Consider the following 21,852-nt stretch of genomic DNA (forward strand, 5'->3'; position numbering starts at 1 on the left):
GCTTTTGTCATCAGGTATTAAAATAGCAACAACACACAGTTTTGTTATTCATTTAACAGCCCTGTCATTTAAACAGCGCAGCCATTAAAAGGATGATCATCATGCTCGATCCCAAAAAAATTGAACAAATTGCCCGCCAGATCCACAGTGCTATGCCGAAAGGCGTAAAAGAGTTCAGTGATGATGTAGAGAAAAAATTGCGTACTATATTGCAATCCCAACTGAGTAAACTGGATCTCGTCAATCGTGAAGAGTTTGATATCCAGACTCAGGTATTACTGCGTACCCGTGAAAAATTGGTTAGTATGGAACAGCGCCTGAGTGAACTGGAAGCCCGTCTTGAAAGCCAACAACCAAGTGCTGAAAAGAAAGCGGAATAACGGTATTAAGGAGAATTGCGACAAGAGACAATTCTCCTGCTCATTCAGGCAATGCCGTTTATGTCACAAGTTAAATCACGCAAGGAACATAACGGCATTATGATGCAGGTAAACTTACTGATTTTTAATTATTTTGATGATATTGGTCGTTGAGATCCCATCTTCAAAGTTTAATACCTTCACTTCTCCACCAGCCGCCCAGACTTCTTTGCTACCGGCAATCTCTTCTGGCTTATAATCCCCGCCTTTGACCAGGATATCAGGCAAAATTCCCGCAATTAAGCGCTGTGGTGTATCTTCTTCAAATGCCACGACCCAATCCACCGATTCCAGCGCAGACAATACGAGCATCCGTTGTTCCAGTGGATTCACTGGCCGTGTTTCCCCTTTCAGGCGCTTGGTTGACGCATCACTGTTCACCGCCACGATCAGACGATCGCCCAGTTTACGGGCATTGGACAAATAAGATACATGCCCCGCATGGAGAATATCAAAACAACCATTAGTCATCACGATACGTTCACCGCGCTGTCGCGCCTGTTCGACGACATCTTTCAAACGTGATTCACTCATCACCCCAAAGCCCGTTTCTGCACGACCACGTACTGCGTTTTCTAGCTCTACCTGAGAAACAGTAGATGTTCCCAATTTTCCAACCACGACCCCGGCGGCTGCATTAGCAAGATAACAGGCCTCCGCCAATGGTTTTCCTGCTGCGATTGCCGCTGCCAAAACACCAATCACGGTGTCACCCGCCCCCGTTACATCAAAAACTTCTTGTGCCTGCGTTGGCAAATGCAGCGGTGGTTGCCCCACACATAGCAGGCTCATGCCTCGTTCAGAGCGGGTGATCAACAGGGCTTTCAGTTCCAGATCTTGCAACAGTTGCGTGCCTTTCTGCACCAGATCGTCATCATCTTTGCAATGACCAACCACGGCTTCAAATTCTGACATATTCGGTGTCAGCAATGTTGCACCACGGTAACGTTCAAAATCGTTGCCTTTGGGGTCGATCAAAACAGGAACATCTGCTTCATTCGCCAATTTGATCATTGCCTGAACCTGATTCAACGCTCCCTTAGCATAATCTGAAAGCACCAGTGCTCCGATATTTGGTAAGGATTGCTGGATTTTTTCCAACATTGGCTGTGCGTCTACGTTCTGGAACCCTTCTTCAAAATCCAGACGGATCAGTTGCTGATTACGGGATAAAATACGTAGCTTCGTGATGGTTGGATGCGTTGCCACAGAAACAAAATCACACTGAACTTTCACGCTGCTGAGTTTTTCGTTCAATGCCCGTGCTGCATCATCAATACCCGTCAATCCCACCAAATGTGAATGGGCACCCAGTGACGCGATATTCATGGCGACGTTAGCCGCTCCTCCCGGACGCTCTTCAATGGTATCGACCTTAACGACAGGAACCGGAGCTTCCGGTGAAATGCGGCTGGTTGGGCCGTACCAATAACGATCTAACATGACATCGCCAACAACCAAAACACCTGCGCGGTGAAAATCAGGGAGTGCTACGTTCATCCCATGCTCCAAATCTCAAAATAAATTGTTGCGGATATTACCATAACCAACCTAAATACCAGCAAGAACCTCAGAAAAAGCCTATTTCTCTCTGGCTTATTCTGCCCGATTAGCACCAAGCCACTTCTGCCAGCTATTGTGCACCAGTGTTTTCTGCTGGCTGAAACGTTCAACAGAGACACGATTGGATAACGCCTGCAAAGTAAGATGATGCAGTTCATTGCGCAAGCTGATATAAGCCTGTGTTAATGCCACTGCTTCCTGTTCATCCATAATATTGTGTTCAGCCATGAGTTCAAAAATGCGAACATTATCAGACCAGCGGGTCAATTTGGCATTTTCTTGTGCATAACGCAGTACCTGATATTGAGCGATAAATTCAATATCGGTGATCCCACCGGGATCGGCTTTAATATCAAACTGGTCATGTTGATGACTTCCCAAATGTCGGTACATTTTTTCGCGCATCTCACGTACCTGTTGACGCAGTAGATCAGGATCACGCGGCATACATAATGTTTCCCGACGAATGCGTTCAAAATCCGCCCGCATTTTTTCATCGCCAAATACCATACGGGCCCGAATCAATGCCTGATGCTCCCATGTCCACGCTTCGTTTTTCTGATAATCATCAAAAGCCTCAAGGGTACTGACCAACATCCCTGATTCACCGGACGGACGCAAACGGGCATCGACTTCATACAATACGCCCGAAGCCGTTCGGGTACTGAACAAGTGAATAATGCGCTGAGCAAGACGCAAATAGAATTGACGGGCATCAATGGAACGAGCGCCATCAGTCATTACACCCATCGGACAATCCAGTAAAAATACCAGATCCAAATCAGAACCATAACCCAGTTCCCAACCGCCCAATTTACCATAACCAATAATGGCAAAACCAAGCCCCTGACGCTGAGATAAATGTGTTGGTACACCATAACGTTTTACCATCTGATGCCAGGCCTGTTGGACTACCGCACCAATAATCGCTTCTGCCAGATAAGTCAGGTGATCACTGACTTTCATAATCGGCAAGGCTCCTGCTATGTCTTCTGCGGCTATCCGCAATAATTGCGCCTGTTTGAATTGCCTCAACGCCTCCAGCAATTGCTCCTCATCATCTTCAGGGACGCGCAATAAATATTGATACAGTTCATCCCGATAAGCCTCCAGAGGCAAAGGCTCGTACAACGACGTAGGATCGAGTAATTCATCTAATAATAAAGGATGACGGCTAAGCTGGCTGGCAATCATCGGAGAAGCAGCACACAGACGGATAACGTGGGTCATCACCTGTTCTGATTCCAGCATCAACTCCAGATAAGTTGTTCGGCTGACAATACTGAGCAGCAAAGGAATAATCCGCTCCAGCACAGTATTTGTATCTTCCCTTGCCCCCATTTTCTTTGTAGCGATCTTTACCAAAAGGCGCGGCATCAAATGATCCAGCACATCACGCCCCCGTGGGCCAATGGTGCGCTTACTGATGTCGTGACGTAACAATGCAACCATATCGAGCATTTTCTGGGCTTCAGACGCATTCAGATGAGGAACAAGCGCCATCAGCTCATCCCTGTTCAGGCTTTCCTGCCATAAACTTTTAAACGGTACATGTGCAGCTTCCTCATTATTTTCTTCCGCTTCATCTCCTATCAGGTGCTGAAAAATGTCCCGGACGGCAGACATTTTTTTCGCTGCTTCCACTACTAAATCATTCCAGTCAGCAAATCCCATGCCCCAGGATAAACGGGCACGGTCCAGCTCATTTTCCGGTAAAGTTTGTGTCTGTTGATCACGAATGGATTGCAGCAGATTCTCCAACCGACGCAAAAACAGGTAACTTTCTTCCAGTTGCCTGACCTGTTCTGGAGTCAATAACGCCAATGTTTCGATGGATTTCAGTGTCAGCAATAATGAGCAAGATTGCAGGCTTGGTTCTCGACCTCCACGGATCAATTGAAATACCTGCGTGATAAATTCAATTTCCCGGATCCCTCCTGCCCCCAGTTTAATATTGTCTTTTAAACCCCGTCGGCGCACTTCCCGCTCAATCATGCCTTTCATATTGCGTAAAGATTGGATCACGCTGAAATCAATGTAACGACGAAATATAAATGGCCTCAACATCTGGCGTAATTCATAACAATATGCCTGATCATCAGGCCCTAAAATCCGGGCTTTTATCAAGGCATAACGTTCCCAGTCCCGTCCCTGTTCCTGATAATAATCCTCCAGCGCCGGAAAGCTGAACACCAACGGCCCACTGTCACCAAACGGACGCAATCGCATATCAACACGATAAACAAAACCATCCACCGTCTGTTGATCCAATACCTTGATAAGTTTCTGCCCCAATCGGGTAAAAAACTGGGAGTTATCCATCTCACGGCGACCACCTTGTGTCACACCATTTTCTGGATACGCAAAAATCAGATCGATATCAGAGGAAAAATTAAGTTCTCCTCCTCCCAGTTTCCCCATGCCGAGGATCAACAACGGCTGTGCTACACCCGCTTGATCAGTCGGTGTTCCCCAATCCTGACAACAATGCCGATACAACCAATCGCGGGCAGCGATAATCAGGCTTTCAGCTAACACACTTAACTGTTGCAGCGTTTGCTCTGTCGTGCTTATTTGCAGCGCTTGCAGCCATGCAATTCTCACCAGCATCTTGTGGCGAAAAAGACGCAGAGCCCGCATCAGTGAATTTTCATCACCAACCACTGACAGAGACTGATTCAACCAATCTGCGTAGTGTTGCCACTCATCAGGCTGAGGGGGATTCTGACGAATTTCAACCAACCATGCAGGACGTGACAGTATGTTTTCTGCAACAAAATCACTCAGTACCAATACTGTCTGTTCATGAGGTGCAAAAACTTCTGTTGTTTCTGTCGCTTGCTGGAAGTTCGCAATAACCTGTTGTAATCGGTGAGTTAAAATTGATGAGAGTGGCAACATAAGTCAGGTTTCCCTTTTTTAATTGTTATTGAGCCATCAACCACTGAGTCAACGCCAGTTTGCATTGCAGCCATTTTGCGCTGTAACACAATACTTCTGCATCACCTGTAGAAAGCGCCTCTTTTAATTCAGATAATAAACCCAGTGCCGGAGTCATTTCTCCCTGCTTTTCAGTCAGAAGTTTTACCCATTGCAGAGTCTGTTTTAATCCTGTTTTTCCCGCGGCTATTCCTGCCAGCCACTCTTCTTCCTGCGCCTGCCACTGCTCCAGAATTCCGGCAAGAAGAACAGATAAGGGTTGCTGCCATTCGAGTGTTTCAGATGCCTTTCCTTCCACCAACTTGGCAGGAGATCTATTACTGGCAAGAGCATACCCCCGCGCAGCTTTACTCTTGTTCGCCAGCCGCAAACCATCCTGTGTTGCCAGTTCCTCTGCTAATGACAACACATCTGACACACTGCCTGTTTTCAACTCCAGTTCAAACTCACAAATTGGCGAGGTTCTCTCTCCAGCCCGGATTTCCCCCTGATCCAGCGCAACTTCAATTTCACTCTGACCATAATTCACAACCCATTTTTCACGGCAAAAATTTGTACTGAACAGCGCAGTCAATTGAGCCTGCAATCGGGTAAGGTCAGTATTCTCAGGCCAGATTTCAGCAGGAAAGCGGGCTAAATCCAGTTTTGGCTGCTGAAGAGGAACATTAAATTCCGGCCGCTGATGGAGACCTCCGATAACTCGCCCCGCTGTTTTGATAGTCATTTCATACTGTTCATCGAAACCACGGATACGCAATCCCATATCCCAACAGCGCAATTGATTATTCTGTGTTTCAAAGTAAATATTAGTTAAATGTTGTGGTGAAGAGTAATGATTAGGAAGCTGAAACAACTGGTTGCGAATTGCCAATATCGCTTCGGGTTTTACAGACAGTTTCAACTCTACCTCTACAGAACGCATATTTTTTCTCTCTCAATTAACCCAGGGCGGATCATATTTAACCCTAACCACAACTTTTTTCAGGAACAGGAAAAATAAACCACAACTGTGTGTTATCTCAACAATCATTGTGTGATATCGCCAAGTAATCGTATTACTCCGCCAAAAAAACACTAACAATGTCTGTATTCGGTCAGTTAAATGAGGATTCATTCTGGTTTACTGATTGCACCCGCAAACTTTACTCTTTACTATCAGTTTGCAACCCTATCAGTTTGTAACCCATACACCAAAAACAGTAGAAGACAGAATGCAAAAATTACATCGATTACTTATTTTATTACTCGGTCTTACACTTTCATTATCCGTGTATGCTGAGGAAAAACGTTATGTCTCTGATGAATTATCAGCTTATATTCGCAGCGGCCCCAGTAATCAACATCGCATTATGGGTTCATTGAATGCCGGTGCTGAGGTTGTTCTGGTCAATCCAAAATCAGAGAATGGCTATTCACAAATAAGAGATAGTAAAGGGCGTACAAGCTGGATCTTAACCAGTGAGCTCAGCGCTATTCCCAGCCTGCGTGAACGCATTCCCTCCATGGAGCAGAAGATCAAAACTCTGACTGAACAATTAGCTAATATTGATAATAGCTGGAATCAACGCACCGCAGAGATGCAGAACAAAGTGGCGGCCAGCGATAAAATCATCAATGATTTAAAAACAGAGAATGAGAAGCTCCAGAGCAAGCTGACTGTAGCGGAGAAAAAAGTCGAAATTGCCAACTTACAACTGGATGATAAGCAAAGAGCCATTATTTTGCAGTGGTTCATGTATGGTGGTGCAGTTGCAGGTATTGGCTTACTGTTGGGTCTTGTACTGCCACATATCGTTCCACGTCGTAAACGCAAAGATCGTTGGATGAGCTGATTTAAAGGCGGTAAGTTTAAGGACACAAGAGTGAAAGTTTATTTGGTGGGTGGTGCCGTTCGTGATCAACTGCTGGATCTGCCGATTACAGAAAGAGACTGGGTTGTCGTTGGTGGCAACCCGGAAGAACTGTTATCTCAGGGATACCAACAGGTTGGAAAAGATTTTCCAGTTTTTCTGCATCCCAAGACTCATGAAGAGTATGCACTGGCACGGACAGAGAGAAAATCCGGTCAGGGGTATACCGGCTTTACCTGTTACTCGGCTCCCGATGTTACTTTGGAAGAAGATCTGTTACGTCGGGATCTGACCATTAATGCCATTGCACAGACTCCTGAAGGTGAATTGATCGACCCTTATCACGGTATAGAAGATCTTAAATATCGTATCTTGCGTCATGTTTCGGAAGCATTTTCAGAAGACCCACTACGTGTACTGCGTCTGGCACGTTTTGCTGCCCGATTTGCTCATTTAGGCTTTTCCATTGCTAAAGAAACACAAGCGCTGATCTCTGAAATGACAGCGAGCGGTGAATTATCATCGTTAACACCTGAACGGGTTTGGCGGGAGACTGAAAAAGCACTCGCCTCACAATCTCCACACGTTTATTTCCAGGTCTTACGTGACTGTGGTGCTTTGGTGCTTCTTTTCCCTGAAATCGATAATCTGTTTGGTGTGACTTCCATGACGAAGGATATGGGGGTTCATTCTCTGAATATCCTGCAAATGTCCACTCAACTAAGTACTGATATCGATATCCGCTTCGCTTCACTTTGCACTCACACCGGAAACAAACAGATTAAGCAAATGTGCGAACGGTTACGCGTACCTAATTCAGTACGTGACCTTGCTGGTATCGTGGCGCAATATTACAATTGGGTACACACTGCCGAGCAGTTACCGGCAGAAAAATTGCTAATACTGTTCAATGCCATTGACGCATGGCGAAAACCTCAACGTATCGAGCAATTAGTTATCTGTAGCAAAGCCGATGCCTTTGCCTGTACAGGGCTAAAAACATCTGTTTATCCACCTGAAAAATATTTGCGGGAAGCTTTTGCGATTGCCAGTCAGGTTAATGTTCAGCAGATCATTGCCCGTGGTTTTCAGGGGGCTGAAATCCGTACAGAGTTAGAACGACAACGCCAACTCGCCATTACCAACTGGCAACAAAATCAGCATTAACTCGCTCTGCGTTCAATCATGACACCGACACTTTTTGCTTGTACTACTGCGCCTGGTTTACTGACTTTAATTCTGACCCACGGCGCCTTAAACTGCTCCAGCAAAATATTGGCCACTTCTTCTGCCACACGTTCAACTAAAGCAAATCGCTGATTTTCCACATGCTGGATCACTGCTTCACTGATTTTGGCATAGTCCAGACAATGCTCAACATCATCACTGGAAGCTGCACGTTTATTGTCCCAACCTATTTCGATATCAAACACCAGCTTTTGCTTAATTGTTTGTTCCCAATCATATACGCCAATGGTAGTAATGACGCTTAATTGTTCAATAAATACGATATCCATCACGCCGTTTCTCCGTTTTTCGGTTCACCGGATACCACTTCCGGCTAAATGTGCGTATTATCCATTGTTATAGTAAAGAAAACGACCTTTATTCATTGGAGATATCTTATGAGTGCTATCGCGCTTGGTATGATCATCTTCGCGTATCTGTGTGGCTCTATATCCAGCGCGATATTGATCTGTCGTCTGGCAGGATTACCCGATCCCCGCCAGCATGGTTCCGGTAATCCGGGAGCAACAAATGTACTGCGTATTGGCGGCAAAGCTGCCGCGCTGGCAGTATTGATCTGCGATGTACTGAAAGGCATGATCCCTGTTTGGCTGGCATATAAACTCGACATTCAACCTTTTTATTTAGGCATTATCGCCATCGCTGCCTGTTTAGGACATATTTACCCAATATTTTTCCATTTCAAAGGAGGCAAAGGTGTTGCCACCGCATTCGGCTCTATTGCGGCCATTGGCTGGGATTTAATGGGGTTGGTTGCCGGGACATGGGCGCTGACCGTATTATTGAGCGGCTACTCCTCATTAGGCGCAATCATCGGTGCTCTCGTCGTGCCTTTCTACGTCTGGTGGTTCAAACCAGAATTCACCTTTCCTGTCGCAATGCTTTCATGTCTGATACTTATGCGGCACCATGATAACATCCAACGTCTCTGGCGAGGTCAGGAAAGCCGCATCTGGCAAAAACTGAAAAAGAAACAGGAAATGACAGATAAAGAGAAACTCCAGGCAGCTAAAGAAGAACAACAACAAGACGAGTGATACATACAGCCCCAACAAGGGGCTGTTTCTGTCCTGTTTCACTCCGTCCAAAGATAACACCAAGGGCCAACCTGTATGTGTTTGGCTCAGGAAACGCCCCGAAGATCAAGAACGTTATCTATCTGCTAAACTTCAAACAACTAATAACGTAAGTGACAACCATCACCTGTGAAGGGGGTTATATGAAAGCACTTGTTTATCACGGAGCCGGAAAAAAACTCTGGGAAGAAAAAGCGCCACCCCAACTTATCGAACCAACAGATGCTATCATCCGCATCGTCAAAACAACAATCTGTGGCACAGATCTGCATATCCTTAAAGGAGACGTTCCTACTGTCGAGCAAGGCCGGACATTAGGACATGAAGGCATTGGGATCGTTGAGTCAGTTGGAGAATCAGTCCGCAACATTAAGGTCGGTGATAAGGTGATTATTTCCTGCATCACCGTCTGCGGTAGTTGTCTTCATTGTAAACGTCAGCTTTATGCCCACTGTGAAGATGGTGGCTGGATCCTGGGGCATAAAATTGATGGTACACAGGCAGAAAAAGTACGTATTCCCCATGCTGATAATAGTCTTCATCTCCTGCCAGATGGTGTCGATGAAGAAGCTGCCTTAATGCTGAGTGACATCCTGCCAACAGGCTTTGAAATTGGTGTTATTAATGGCAGAGTTCAGCCCGGAAATACTATCGCTTTGATTGGCGCGGGGCCTGTCGGACTATCAGCACTGCTGGCATCACAATTTTACTCTCCGGCACAGATCATCATGATCGATACTGATGATAACCGTCTTCGCGTCGCTCAGCAGCTCGGCGCTAACACAATTATCAATCCGACACGACAAAACGTAGCAGAAATTATCAACAAGCTGACTAATGGTCTTGGAGTAGACGTTGCCATTGAGTGTGTGGGTATCCCTGTAACTTTCAAAATGTGTCAGGACATCATTGCAGCGGGTGGATTTATTGCTAATGTGGGAGTCCACGGTAAATCTGTCAATTTACATCTTGAAAATCTCTGGATCAAAAACATCACTATTACCACTGGGCTAGTCAATACAAGCAGTACTCCCATGCTACTGAAAAGCGTTCAATCCGGCCGAATCGCACCTGAAAAGCTGGTCACTCATTATTATCCATTGAATGAAATAGAAACCGCTTATGACGTATTTAATAATGCAGCGCAAGAAAGGGCATTGAAAATTGTCTTGTCAGCATAATTGATATAGCAGGAGCGTAGTTAAACTACACTCCTGCTCAATCCCCGTCTTGAGGTTGTCCAAAATTGGCTTTTAGGCATTACAGCGCCTGAGAATTAGTACTTAACCTTAAATAGTATTTAATTTTATCTAGCCGAGGGGGATAAGACACAAACAGCTATTTATTATTCAACAACTGCTTCGTGTCCTGCTTTTCAGCTTTTTCCGCCAGCATGGGAAAATCTTTCACTGTCCAATAGCGTTGTGGCACAGGTAAGTTTTTCATCTTATCTGTTGGCCATAACTGGAATTCAGCCAACTTATCCAGCGAAAAATGTTGATAATATTCAGGCAAAGAGAGACGCAAAGCAGACTTCTCTTTATCAAATGGCATTAATGGATAGCGATCATCCTGGGTTTCATAGTTCCTGCGCAGCAGCAGAAATTTTTGGGGAATACGCTGATAACTGTTCCACCATATACCATCAACCTTATCAAACATCTCTTTTGTGCCTGATCTATTGTAAGCACCCAGTTCATGTAATGCGATTGGTAAAATATTTGCGATGGCAGCAGAAAACTGACTTACGGAAGATGCCTGACCGTGCAAAATCAGCGTCAGTGCCAATCTCGCGCCCAACAGATTGGAATAGAGGTCTTCCGGGGAAAACGCCGAAACAGCTTCTGAGAATCCGGGAATAGACTGATAGCCGTACCATTGGGCAATTTCATGCCAGGCAGCTAACTGAAAGGCCAGTTTTGCAGCCAGATAAGCACTCAACGTATAACGTTCAGCGGGATCTTCTGGCGGTGTAAATGCAAAAAAGTGGATCTTACGCGCCGCAAGCTCATTATCCAGTGTCAGCACCCACTCTTGCCCAAGGTGAGCATAAATCTGGCTAAAGAAATAAAGGGTATAGTCTGCGGTATCCCTTACATGAGAAATATCAATAAACCCGCCTTTCTCGGTATATAGCAAACCGATTTTTTCATTACTGATCCCTAATAACGCAGCACTCGCTCCCAAAATACTATCGTTATAGTGATGCTCTCCCAGTTTTTCAGCTTCAACAATATTGTCGATGCTATAGAGAGGCATAGAGACCCCCAATGCCTCTGCTTTAAGGTTGTAACCGAATACACAGCACGCTCTTAACCCCTCAGGAGGTTCAAGAGGACTCAGAACTGGCCAATCATTTTCCGTCTGTTCATATGTGTCACTTCTGAGCATCGGCTCAATAGGTGTAATAGGGGCTGATTTACTTTGGCATGCTATCAACAGAAAACTTAAACACAATGTTGCTAGAAACAATGTTACCCAATGCTTCAAAATGCTTCTCCAACCTGAAAATAGAACCCGATACTGTCTTTTCCGATACCAAAATCTAACCTGACGTTCATACGTGGTTTAAACTCAAAACGATAGCCCACACCAATTGAAGGGAGCCAATGCCTGTCACCCAATTTTGAAGGGGTATCACTCAATGTTCCCGTACCTATCCAACCAACAATACCGTGGCGCCAGTCCAGCTTATGCCTTAATTCCAATTGAGTGGTGAAGATGTTTTTGTCGCGATAACGCCCTTCATAGTAGCCACGCATACGCCGACTATTCCCCAACAGGGATAATTGGTTCCACGGTACATCACCTGCACTAAAACGGGCATAATTATCAAAGGCTAGCACAGTTTTTTCAGATAGCTGGTGATAAGTCGAAAATTGTAATTGAGTGATATGAAAATGATGATCTGCCCCTAATTCAGGGGAAAAATAAGTATAAATAAGCTCAACAGTTTGACCATGTTGAGGGTTAGGCAGAAAATCCCGTGTGTCATAACTGAAATATGCACTTACACCAGAACTTATGACAGAAGGACCACCAACGGACTGTGCAAAATATTTCTTCGCCTTGGCATCGGTGTCACTGGCATTGACGGATGAGAAATTCCAGCCTAATCCCATGTAGGTTGCATCCGCAACGCGATAAAGCACATGGGGGCGAATATCAAACTCCTGCGAGCGATAGCTTTCTTTATTGCGATTCTCTTTCCCAGCACGATAACCTTGCCCCCAATAATAGGTAGGGATGTTATTGAGCGTACCAGAAATAAATAACCGCCACTGATCATTAGCAAGAAAATTATAATTGGTGAAATTCAGGCCAAATGCGCCCGTGGATGAGCCAAAACCACTGAGCCCCAGAGAAGAATTCTGACTGATATGATCGTTACTGTCAGGGCGATAAAGCCCGACCACCGCCACACCAATCCCCACGCCCATTTCAGGTGTATAAAAAGGACCAGGCAATACACCCCAGTCAATTTTCTTGCTGGCATCGAATTGATTACTGCCGCCTAACTCTTCAAGCCAGCCATCAATTTTTTGCCGATCAGGCAAGATATCCGCATAAGCTGATGTGACTATAAAAATAAGAAGGCTGGATATTACCAGCCTTTTGATCGTCTTAAGGACCAACATTAAAAACGGAACTCACCAGAAATGTAGAAGCTGTTTCGGTTACCAAAGCCAACTTCAGATAATATATTGAAATTACGGGTAACTTCGAAACGAGCACCGACAGTGTTATTCCATTTATGGGCAAGATGTTGTTTGACGTCGAATTTAACATCTGACTGGTATTTAAGCATATTAAATAAGAATTCAATTTCAGATGGTAAATTGAGGTTGCTTACATCTCCTTTAAAACGCTGAGTGATATCCTGATACATAGCACCAACCCATACCTGAACTTTACTATTTCCCTGACCAGTAAATAAGGGGTTGAAAACAAACTCATAACCGACACGTGGTGTGACAACAAAAGCACTAATATCACCGTCTAAAACATCCAGATTAGTACGTGTATAGTTAGCATCTAAAGTGGCAAAGAATTGATTATATCCACCAGCAAATGTTGCACCTCCGCCATAGCTTTTTCCTTTAAAATTTAGCTCGAAAGGAATATTTTTATAAGTATCGGTATCATCAAAAACAAAAATATTGTCCAGGTTTGTATTAGATTTGCCTTTAGTCTTTCCATAAACACCATATACATTTAGGAAAGGAAGAACCCATGTATCCAGCTTCAATAATTGGGTTTCATTTTTGCTACGTGTATCACCTGCATTAACAATGATCTTATCTTTCCAGTTCTCATTCACCTTTGGATTAGTAAATTCAAACTTAATACTATCCACAATAACATCCTGGCGCAGGTTCATATAACCATAACTGACACCAAATGGCTCAGGAAGATCATAGCCTTTGGCTTGAGCTTTATCCCTCCAAATCGGCAGAACATGCGATTCTGATTTTGCAGAGTGGGACAAACTACCATCGCTATTCGTTTGCGGTACACCAGATTCAGTCATCGTCAATGAAAACAGTGGGCGCTCATTTCCTGCATAACTGTATGAAGTTGCAAGGCAGAATGTAGCAGCTAACAATTTACTGAAGTTAGTTAAGGTCATAATACACTCAAAGAAAAATGAAAGACTCGGCAGACTAGCATGATCCACCTTATGCACCATTATCAAAAAATGCTTACAAATTAATAAATTATAGAAAATATTTTAATGAGTGACTTTTGTATAAATAATTTCAGGCTGATTATTTTTTTACTCTGATAATTTCTATATGCTCTCGATAAATTAACTGGATCGGAGTAAGTAACTGTTCCTGATATCTATATCAGAAAAAATTTTATGGCAGTTGACGAATAAGTGCAGTCTCCATGGAATGTGAGTCAACCAGAATTTTTTGCTAAAAATCGTATTATTTTGGTGTCTAAACGTGTTAAAACCACACTTGATTAGCTTACTCCTCTCATATTGATTGCACCGCATTGAAAATGAAGAAAAAACGCCCCGTTTTACAAGATGTTGCAGACCTCGTTGGAGTCACAAAAATGACGGTCAGCCGTTTCTTACGTCATCCAAATCAGGTTTCCGAAGCCTTAGGGAAACGGATTGCTGCGGCTTTGGATCAACTGGGCTACATTCCTAATCGTGTACCGGATATTCTTTCCAATTCCACCAGCCGGACAATCGGGGTATTGCTTCCTTCATTAACCAATCAGGTATTCGCCGAAGTTATCCGCGGTATTGAACATGTGACAGATTGTCATGGCTATCAGACTATGCTCGCGCATTACGGCTACTCAGCACAGAAAGAAGAAGAGCGTCTGCTCTCCCTGCTTTCCTATAATATTGATGGACTGATCTTGGCCGAACGAACACATACTCCCAAGACCCTGAAAGTATTGGAAACCACGGGTATCCCCGTTGTAGAACTGATGGACAGTGTATCGCCCTGCCTTGATGTCGCTGTTGGTATTGATAATTTTGAAGCAGCACGTCAGATGACAGAATCCATGCTTGGACGTGGTTGCCAGAATGTTGTCTACCTCGGCGCCCGACAAGATGAAAGGGCATTGATCCGTTTGGAAGGATATGAAATGGCAATGCGTAATGCAGGGTTACAACCAAGAAAAATGATGACGTCTGCCAGCTCATCTTACTCATTGGGTGCCCAACTCTTACAGGAAACTTACCTGAAATATCCAGATGTCGACGGCCTGTTTTGTACCAATGACGATATCGCGATTGGAGCAATATTTGAATGTCAGCGTCAGGGGATCAAAGTACCGGGAGACATCGCTGTAGCGGGTTTCCATGGACATGATGTCGGCCAGGTAATGACTCCCAAACTTGCCAGCGTACTGACTCCCCGTAACCAAATGGGACGCAAGGCAGCAGAAGCATTGCTTACCCGCCTGAAGGGCGAAAAACCAGAGCGAACCCTTATTGACGTTGGATTTACACTTTCATTAGGTGAAAGTGTTTAATTTTTGTAGCTTAAAATGATATTTTCCCTTCTTCAATTGCGATAGTCCTCACATTTTCCTTTTTTAGCAATCTTGATTAATTGCTCCCTATCCTTTGCTACTGATAATGTTTCTAATAAATAGTTACCGGTAACATTTCACAGATAATATTTCACAAAGAAAATATTGCAGTTCAATCACAAGGATGACCAAGTGACAAAATCTGCATAAAGGAGTTTGATGATGAACGATACCCGGCAGCCAAACCATGTTTTTATATTGATGGGGGTATCCGGCAGTGGTAAATCTGCCGTTGCCAATGGTATTACCCGTAAACTGGATGCTGCATTTTTAGATGGAGATTTCCTTCATCCCCGCGCCAATATCAAGAAGATGGCAGAAGGCCATGCCTTGAATGATGATGATCGTCAACCATGGCTGGAAGCGCTTAATGATGCCATTTTTGCCATGCAACGTACCAATAACATCTCTTTGCTGGTATGTTCTGCCCTGAAAAAACGCTACCGCGATATCCTACGTAACGGTAACAAGAACTTGTCATTCCTGTATATGCAGGGGGATTTTGAATTAATTGAAGGCCGTCTGAAAGCACGTAAAGGTCATTTTTTCAAACCACAAATGCTGATCTCCCAATTCGAGGCATTAGAAGAACCGACGAGGGACGAAAAAGATGTTCATGTTATTGATATCAAACCAGCTCTTGATGAAGTAATTAAAAACACAATTAGAACAATCCACCATATTACTGAGGCGCCTTAATGAGTACATTAACGCTGGTGCTGACAGCCGTCGGCTCTGTTCTTCTGCTGCTATTTTTGGTGATGAAGGCCCGAATGCACGCCTTTATCGCCTTGATGTTGGTTTCAATGGGAGCCGGTATTTTTTCCGGGATGCCATTAGAAAAAATCGCTCAAACTATGCAAAACGGTATGTCAGGCACATTGGGCTTCCTTGCTATTGTAGTCGCATTAGGGGCCATGTTTGGCAAAATCCTGCATGAAACAGGCGCACTAGATCAAATCGCCGTGAAGTTACTGGGCAGCTTCGGTGAAAAACGGGCTAATTATGCGCTAGGCATTGCAGGCCTTATCTGTGCATTACCCCTGTTTTTTGATGTAGCGATTGTACTGTTGATCGGCGTGGTTTTTGCTGTTGCACGTCGGACTGGCGGTAATGTGGTAAAACTGGCAGTTCCATTGTTTGCCGGGGTGGCAGCAGCGGCGGCATTTCTGGTGCCGGGGCCAACGCCAATGATGCTGGCGTCTCAAATGGGTGCGGATTTTGGCTGGATGATCCTGATTGGCCTGAGTGCGGCAATTCCCGGTATGTTACTGGCTGGCCCCGCATACGGTAATTTCATCAGCAAGTATGTCACTCTGGATTTACCCAAAGATCTGGGCACACCAAGCATTGGTAAGAACCAGATGCCTTCTTTTGCGTTCAGTCTGGTGCTGGTGCTATTTCCATTAGTATTAGTCGGATTGAAAACTATTGGCGCCCGTTTTGTTGATAAACAATCTGTACTGTATCAGTGGCTGGAATTTATCGGTCATCCTTTCACCGCGATTTTAATTGCTTGCCTGGTGGCGATTTATGGCCTGGCAATTCGTCGTGGCATGAGCAAAGAAAAAGTAATGGATGTCTGCTCTGCGGCAATCCAACCAGCGGGAATTATCTTACTGGTTACAGGGGCGGGTGGTGTCTTCAAGCAAGTGTTGATTGATTCCGGTGTAGGGCCTGCGTTGGGTAACGCATTGGTCGGTGCCGGCCTGCCAATCGCATTGGCATGTTTTATTCTGGCTGGTGCTGTACGTGTGATACAAGGTTCAGCCACTGTTGCCTGCCTGACCACTGTCGGCCTGATACTGCCTGTTATCGGTGAATTGGGTTATTCCGGTGCACAAATGGCAGCACTCTCTGTATGTATCGCTGGTGGCTCATTGATCTTCAGCCATGTCAATGATTCTGGTTTCTGGTTGTTCGGTAAATTTACCGGGGCAACAGAAGGACAGACCTTAAAAACATGGACAATCATGGAAACTATTTTAGGTACAACAGGAGCAATTGTCGGCATGATCTATTTCGCGATGCTATGATGTGCTAACGGTTTTTTAGACTATCATGATAAAAAAATAATCCACATTGTAATTAATACAGTGCGGATTATTAAAGAATAACCATATTTACTCGTATTTATTGGCAATCACTTCCCGTATTCCTGTACTTGTGAAATCAATTCCTTATTGCCATTAAATACTTTATGTAAATAACGATTATAACCAGCACCTAATTCGGAATAACCTTTAAGATGATCGATCAGTTTGCTGGTATTAAGTGGCACCTGTGCTATTCTCTGCCTTGCACGTGAAGTACGCAGTGACTCATAAGCACGATGCGTATTCATATTCTTCATATAGGCGACAACAGAGTCTTCAATCGAATCATAAACTGAATAACCTTTAATTTTCCCTTTAGCTTTGCCGCATGAGCGACAACGCATTCCAAACAGGTTATTGTTTTTCTGCACCAGTTTTGATGTTCCCCATCCTGATTCTGCGGCAGCCTGAGTAACAACAAAATGGGTCGGAATAATATCAACCCTACTTAACAAATTATGCCAATCGACCCGTTTTGGTGAGGTACAAGTCATTTTGTAATCCATGCAGATCCTCTGCAATCGTCTGATATCCTGTGCAGACCATTTATGTGATTTATAGTGCGACAGGAGCCATGTGCGGTCTTGCATAATCTGTTGATTATGCTTATCAATTACAGGGACAACAATATCTAAAAACGCTTTCTTCCTGGGTATACCTGAAGGGTATTTTCGCAAATCAGGCAAATGATACTTTATGCCACTGTGAGAATACTCTTTCACTTTTGAGCTATTGGTTGAAGCATTGCTCAATCCAGTAAAGATTAAAGAGAGAAAGAAAGCGAAGACCGCAGTTGTCCTCATCATCATTCGAGAGGGCATTTGCTTCTCCTCGTTTTATTACTCTGGATAAAAAACACACGAATATTAACAAAGCAATCAATATATAGCTATCTTTATTCGTGCTTCGTAAGGTTAATTACGTAACGAATATTAGCACGTTACTGATAATAATCTATATTTTTTACTTAATACCGTAAATAAGTGTAATAATTATTGGGATTTTATCTGGCAAATAGTGTTATTCATCACATATTTTTCGACTATTTTTATCTAAAATAAAGAATATTTGATTCACGATATTATGATTAACTTATTTATTTTTAATGAAAAAATCATTTCGCACCCATCTTAAATTATCAATACAGAAATTAATTTAGTTATGTGAATCATTAGATATAATTTTATCTATTTTTAGTTATCTATTTTAGTGGTTAATCATGTTTTAATAGTTAGATTAAATAAATAAGGACACAATATTAAAAATAATATTACTCTCACAATAACGGATATATGAAGCGTAAAAATTTAAAAAAGAGATTCTTATTGGAAAGTAATTAGGGGGCCTAAGCCCCCTAATTAGACATAATGAAAAGTCATCGGAAAACTATAACCATTTGGCTACACCACCGTGGCGTGAGCATGCACCTTTACGCGATTTACTCTTACTATAAGTTCCGTCTTTACAAAGGGCAGTATTCACACCTTTTTTAGCTTTAGTTTTTCCTTTCTTCGTTGATTTCTTGCTGTTTTCACCTGCTTTCTTTTCTAACGAACTCATTTTATTTTTGGTTGTTTTGACACTCTTTTCCACTGTTGTGCCAGTTTTGGCAGTGTGATCTGTTGATACCGTGGGCGCCGCAATTACTGCACTTGAAAACAACACCAGTAATGCTGCAACTGATAACTTCAAGCTTTTCATAATATGTATCCTCTGGTTAGAGTATTTAACCCGAAATCAACTCTTGTAGTTTGGAGTATAGCGTTGAATGATGCGATTACAATTTTGATATAAACATCAATTATCATTTTGAAGACTCATAAAAACAGCTTTCTAATTATGCTGTATTTAGCAATAATACTCCTTAAACCAACTTCATTGAATCATAAAATTTAAAACTGATATCAGTTCAGTTTTATTTCTACCGGATAAATCTATTGATTAAATGGAAGTAATAAAAATAAAAGAATGATGTGCCCGAATCTCCATAATGTATTCACGTCTCGACCAACGATTAAAACAAGCCAAAATGGAGCTTGGTATATATTTTATTTAAACGGATAAATACTGTGAAGGATTACCACAAAAAACCAAAGCTAAAGACTAAGCACAGGACTCTCCAAGAACAATCATCTGACTAAAAATAACTTTAACATCAATAACCCCTGAAATGGCCCCCAAATTTTAAATCAAAAAATTATTATGTTTATCTATTAAATCGAAATATCATATTCTTAAGTGAATTGGTTTTAAACAAACAGAGAAAATCGTATAATATTCTTTATATTATACCTAGTTATGCCCTATGGATTTCAAGATATAGCGCGATGGTAAAGGAACTTAACCCGCCCACAAAGCTACCACTTGAAAAACAACGGATATACATTCATTTTACAATTGGACTACTTCATGAATACGGAATCTATGCCTATACCATCGTTCGATCGCCAAACCAACTCTACCCAACTCGCGGATCGGTTTGATCAGGAAAAAGTCAACGCTCTGATAGAGAAAATTGATATTTTCCAACCAACTGCGGTCATTAGCTATGGCGCTAAACCTATGGGTGAAATTGCCCGCTTTGCTGATTCTTTACTGGAGAATGTTCGTTCAAAAGAAGCCGGCGCTGTCGGTAAGAAATTATCTGATCTGGTCATGTTTGTACGTGAGAATGGTGCACTGACTGAAGAAGAAAAAACAAGTAGTTTTTTTAGAAACCTTCCTCTGATTGGTGGCCTGTTCAAAAAAGCAGAGCGCGCAGTTATTGATAGCAGAACTTTAACTCAACAGGTGGATGCAATTACCGTCCATCTTGATAATGCAATGACTACGCTGGTTCGGGATATTAATGTACTGGAACAGCTCTATACCCGCAATTTGGGTTTTTATAAAGACATTGCACTCTATGTTGAAGCCGGTAAACAGAAGCTGGAACAGGTAAAAAACGAACTTCTGCCTGAACTGCGCATGAAAGCAGAAATGTCCAAAGATATGATGGATGCACAGAGTGTGAAAGATCTGATGGAAAACATCACCCGCTTTGAACGCCGTATTCATGACTTGGAACTGTCAAAAGCTGTAGCGGTTCAGACTGCCCCGCAAATCCGTATTGTACAAAGCAATAACCAGCAACTGGCTGAAAAAATCCAAAGCAGTATCCTGACTACTCTGCCAATCTGGAAGAGTCAGTTAGTATTGCAATTGTCTCTGAATGCACAAGGCAAGGCAGCCAAATTGCAGAAAGAAGTTAGCGATACCACTAATGAATTACTGCGCAAAAATGCCGAAATTCTGCAACAGAACAGTATTGCCGTAGCGACAGAAGTTGAACGTTCCATTATTGATGCGGAAACCTTACGTGAAGTACAAGACCGTCTGGTCAATACAATTGAAGAGACTATGCGCATTGCTTCTGATGCGAAAAGCAAGCGTGCTCAGGTGGAGGTTGAACTTGCCAATATGGAAGAAAATCTACGCCAGCGTTTAAATACCGCAGTGACGAAATATCAATAATCGGCTTGTTCATAAAGACGTGTTAATTTTTTAAATAAGAGCTTTCCTCTTACGGGAAGGCTTTTAAGGAATGGCTTTATTGTGGATACCATAAAAGCATTTATTAAGCGTTTGTTAATTCATTTTATAGGGCTGTTTACTAGCTCTATAGTCATTGGTATAACAACGAATTGGAAACTTTGGGAAGGGATTCATAGCTCATCTATTAAAGGACTCATTGTTCTCTCTAATTATATTGGCATGGTTGCTCTTTGGCCTCCTCGTAATGAGCATAGTTCCAATGTTCGGCAATCTTTCATTATCGTATTACTGTTAATATTGTGTACGTTTGCTAACTTATTACCTTTGTTCATTCTACTTACAGGTCTTGCTATGTTGCTTATCAAATCTATTGGTAAGCAATCAGTAAAAGGTGGGCGGTTTGTTCTATTGATAATAGGATGTCTTATACTCGTATCAGCATTGATACAATATTTTCAACTATTTCCAATCTGGTTCTGTATCACTTATGCTGCTCTACTTTTTGTAGCCTGTAATTTTGAGCAAAGAAAACTCAATGAAGAAATAAAAAAAGTTGAGGATGAGATAAAAAGTGCAGCAGAAGAGACTACAAGAAAAACAATCGTCAAAAACCATGAGCAGGAAAAAGAAAATACATCAGATGCGTTTAGAGAATATTATCATCAATTAGCTTTAATCATGGCCTACCAGCCTAATGTTTCGGACGAAATGTGGCCATATCTTGGGAAAATAGAAGAAAAAACTCGAGCAATCATTGATTGTATGAAAGAAGATGAACGGGATATCCCACAGGGAACAACATTTCTTAACCGCTACTTACCTATGATTAAGAATGCCGTGGAATCTTTCGCAACACTCAAACAACATCAGGCTAGCAGCTCTCAATTCCAAGAAGCTAATTTATTGACCATACAGAGCTTGCAGGAAATGAGTGTTGCGTTTAGTGAAATGCACCAAAATTTGTTGAGTAACAATGTCGATGATCTAATGGCTGATTTGAAATCAATGAACCAATTGATACGCGCGCAGGGCTTTGAATTGAAAAAGTAGCGAATCTAAA

Annotated in this window: 19 protein-coding genes; 10 read left to right on the forward strand and 9 right to left on the reverse strand. The window is 42.8% G+C overall.

Annotated elements, in window-relative coordinates:
- Window positions 1–101: 101 nt before the first annotated feature.
- The gene (gene ubiK / locus AAC852_RS09935) at window positions 102–380 is read left to right on the forward strand and encodes a ubiquinone biosynthesis accessory factor UbiK (RefSeq protein WP_340620891.1); all 279 of its coding nucleotides are present in this window, start codon (window positions 102–104) and stop codon (window positions 378–380) included.
- 114 nt (window positions 381–494) lie between these two features.
- Here ubiK and hldE read toward each other — a convergent pair whose 3' ends face one another.
- From hldE to AAC852_RS09950, 3 genes are all read right to left on the reverse strand, one after another.
- Window positions 495–1,919, reverse strand: a complete 1,425-nt coding sequence (hldE, locus tag AAC852_RS09940) for a bifunctional D-glycero-beta-D-manno-heptose-7-phosphate kinase/D-glycero-beta-D-manno-heptose 1-phosphate adenylyltransferase HldE (RefSeq protein ID WP_340620892.1) — start codon at window positions 1,917–1,919, stop codon at window positions 495–497.
- 96 nt (window positions 1,920–2,015) lie between these two features.
- Window positions 2,016–4,883: a bifunctional [glutamate--ammonia ligase]-adenylyl-L-tyrosine phosphorylase/[glutamate--ammonia-ligase] adenylyltransferase gene (gene glnE / locus AAC852_RS09945; RefSeq protein WP_340620893.1), complete on the reverse strand. Its 2,868-nt coding sequence runs from the start codon at window positions 4,881–4,883 to the stop codon at window positions 2,016–2,018.
- Between the two features lie 25 nt (window positions 4,884–4,908).
- A complete protein-coding gene (locus tag AAC852_RS09950; RefSeq protein ID WP_340620894.1) occupies window positions 4,909–5,844 on the reverse strand; it encodes a CYTH domain-containing protein in 936 nt (311 codons plus the stop codon).
- A gap of 289 nt (window positions 5,845–6,133) precedes the next feature.
- Between AAC852_RS09950 and AAC852_RS09955 the strand changes: the two genes are divergently transcribed.
- Window positions 6,134–6,754 (forward strand): TIGR04211 family SH3 domain-containing protein, encoded by a 621-nt coding sequence (locus AAC852_RS09955; protein ID WP_340620895.1) that lies wholly within the window; start codon window positions 6,134–6,136, stop codon window positions 6,752–6,754.
- Between the two features lie 30 nt (window positions 6,755–6,784).
- Window positions 6,785–7,939 (forward strand): multifunctional CCA addition/repair protein, encoded by a 1,155-nt coding sequence (locus tag AAC852_RS09960; protein WP_340620896.1) that lies wholly within the window; start codon window positions 6,785–6,787, stop codon window positions 7,937–7,939.
- Here AAC852_RS09960 and folB read toward each other — a convergent pair.
- Window positions 7,936–8,289 (reverse strand): bifunctional dihydroneopterin aldolase/7,8-dihydroneopterin epimerase, encoded by a 354-nt coding sequence (gene folB / locus AAC852_RS09965; protein ID WP_340620965.1) that lies wholly within the window; start codon window positions 8,287–8,289, stop codon window positions 7,936–7,938. The genes AAC852_RS09960 and folB overlap by 4 nt on opposite strands.
- A gap of 108 nt (window positions 8,290–8,397) precedes the next feature.
- Between folB and plsY the strand changes: the two genes are divergently transcribed.
- Complete coding sequence (gene plsY, locus AAC852_RS09970) at window positions 8,398–9,057, forward strand: glycerol-3-phosphate 1-O-acyltransferase PlsY (RefSeq protein WP_340620897.1); 660 nt, start codon at window positions 8,398–8,400, stop codon at window positions 9,055–9,057.
- Between the two features lie 182 nt (window positions 9,058–9,239).
- Window positions 9,240–10,277: a zinc-dependent alcohol dehydrogenase family protein gene (locus AAC852_RS09975; RefSeq protein ID WP_340620898.1), complete on the forward strand. Its 1,038-nt coding sequence runs from the start codon at window positions 9,240–9,242 to the stop codon at window positions 10,275–10,277.
- A 157-nt stretch (window positions 10,278–10,434) separates the two neighbouring features.
- On the opposite strand, the gene AAC852_RS09980 is transcribed toward AAC852_RS09975, so the two are convergent.
- The 3 genes from AAC852_RS09980 to AAC852_RS09990 are packed head-to-tail and all read right to left on the reverse strand — an operon-like array spanning window position 10,435 to window position 13,726.
- Complete coding sequence (locus AAC852_RS09980) at window positions 10,435–11,586, reverse strand: DUF4056 domain-containing protein (RefSeq protein WP_340620899.1); 1,152 nt, start codon at window positions 11,584–11,586, stop codon at window positions 10,435–10,437.
- Window positions 11,583–12,734 carry a BamA/TamA family outer membrane protein gene (locus AAC852_RS09985; RefSeq protein ID WP_340620900.1) on the reverse strand — a complete coding sequence of 384 codons (1,152 nt, stop codon included), beginning with the start codon at window positions 12,732–12,734 and terminating at the stop codon, window positions 11,583–11,585. The genes AAC852_RS09980 and AAC852_RS09985 overlap by 4 nt, the downstream gene beginning before the upstream one ends.
- Window positions 12,734–13,726, reverse strand: coding sequence for a hypothetical protein (locus AAC852_RS09990; protein ID WP_340620901.1), 993 nt, complete (start codon window positions 13,724–13,726; stop codon window positions 12,734–12,736). The genes AAC852_RS09985 and AAC852_RS09990 overlap by 1 nt, the downstream gene beginning before the upstream one ends.
- A gap of 380 nt (window positions 13,727–14,106) precedes the next feature.
- On the opposite strand from AAC852_RS09990, the gene gntR reads away from it, so the two are divergent.
- The 3 genes from gntR (at window position 14,107) to gntU (ending at window position 17,198) form a co-directional block, all read left to right on the forward strand.
- Window positions 14,107–15,102: a gluconate operon transcriptional repressor GntR gene (gene gntR, locus AAC852_RS09995; protein ID WP_340620902.1), complete on the forward strand. Its 996-nt coding sequence runs from the start codon at window positions 14,107–14,109 to the stop codon at window positions 15,100–15,102.
- 222 nt (window positions 15,103–15,324) lie between these two features.
- Window positions 15,325–15,861, forward strand: a complete 537-nt coding sequence (gntK, locus tag AAC852_RS10000) for a gluconokinase (RefSeq protein ID WP_340620903.1) — start codon at window positions 15,325–15,327, stop codon at window positions 15,859–15,861.
- Window positions 15,861–17,198: a gluconate transporter gene (gene gntU / locus AAC852_RS10005; protein WP_340620904.1), complete on the forward strand. Its 1,338-nt coding sequence runs from the start codon at window positions 15,861–15,863 to the stop codon at window positions 17,196–17,198. Before gntK ends, gntU begins: the two co-directional genes overlap by 1 nt.
- Window positions 17,199–17,305: 107 nt before the next feature.
- Here gntU and AAC852_RS10010 read toward each other — a convergent pair whose 3' ends face one another.
- Both AAC852_RS10010 and AAC852_RS10015 read right to left on the reverse strand, forming a co-directional pair.
- Entirely contained in the window at window positions 17,306–18,079 is a 774-nt protein-coding gene (locus tag AAC852_RS10010; protein WP_340620905.1) for a protein bax, read from the reverse strand.
- A 565-nt stretch (window positions 18,080–18,644) separates the two neighbouring features.
- A complete protein-coding gene (locus tag AAC852_RS10015) occupies window positions 18,645–18,959 on the reverse strand; it encodes a DUF3761 domain-containing protein (protein WP_340620906.1) in 315 nt (104 codons plus the stop codon).
- 708 nt (window positions 18,960–19,667) lie between these two features.
- On the opposite strand from AAC852_RS10015, the gene AAC852_RS10020 reads away from it, so the two are divergent.
- A complete protein-coding gene (locus tag AAC852_RS10020; protein WP_340620907.1) occupies window positions 19,668–20,771 on the forward strand; it encodes a toxic anion resistance protein in 1,104 nt (367 codons plus the stop codon).
- Window positions 20,772–20,852: 81 nt separating this feature from the next.
- On the forward strand, window positions 20,853–21,842 hold the full coding sequence (locus tag AAC852_RS10025; RefSeq protein WP_340620908.1) for a 5-bromo-4-chloroindolyl phosphate hydrolysis family protein: 990 nt from the start codon (window positions 20,853–20,855) through the stop codon (window positions 21,840–21,842).
- Window positions 21,843–21,852 lie beyond the last annotated feature (10 nt).

It is taken from the genome of Xenorhabdus siamensis, assembly GCF_037996745.1.
In the GTDB taxonomy this organism is placed as follows: domain Bacteria; phylum Pseudomonadota; class Gammaproteobacteria; order Enterobacterales; family Enterobacteriaceae; genus Xenorhabdus; species Xenorhabdus indica.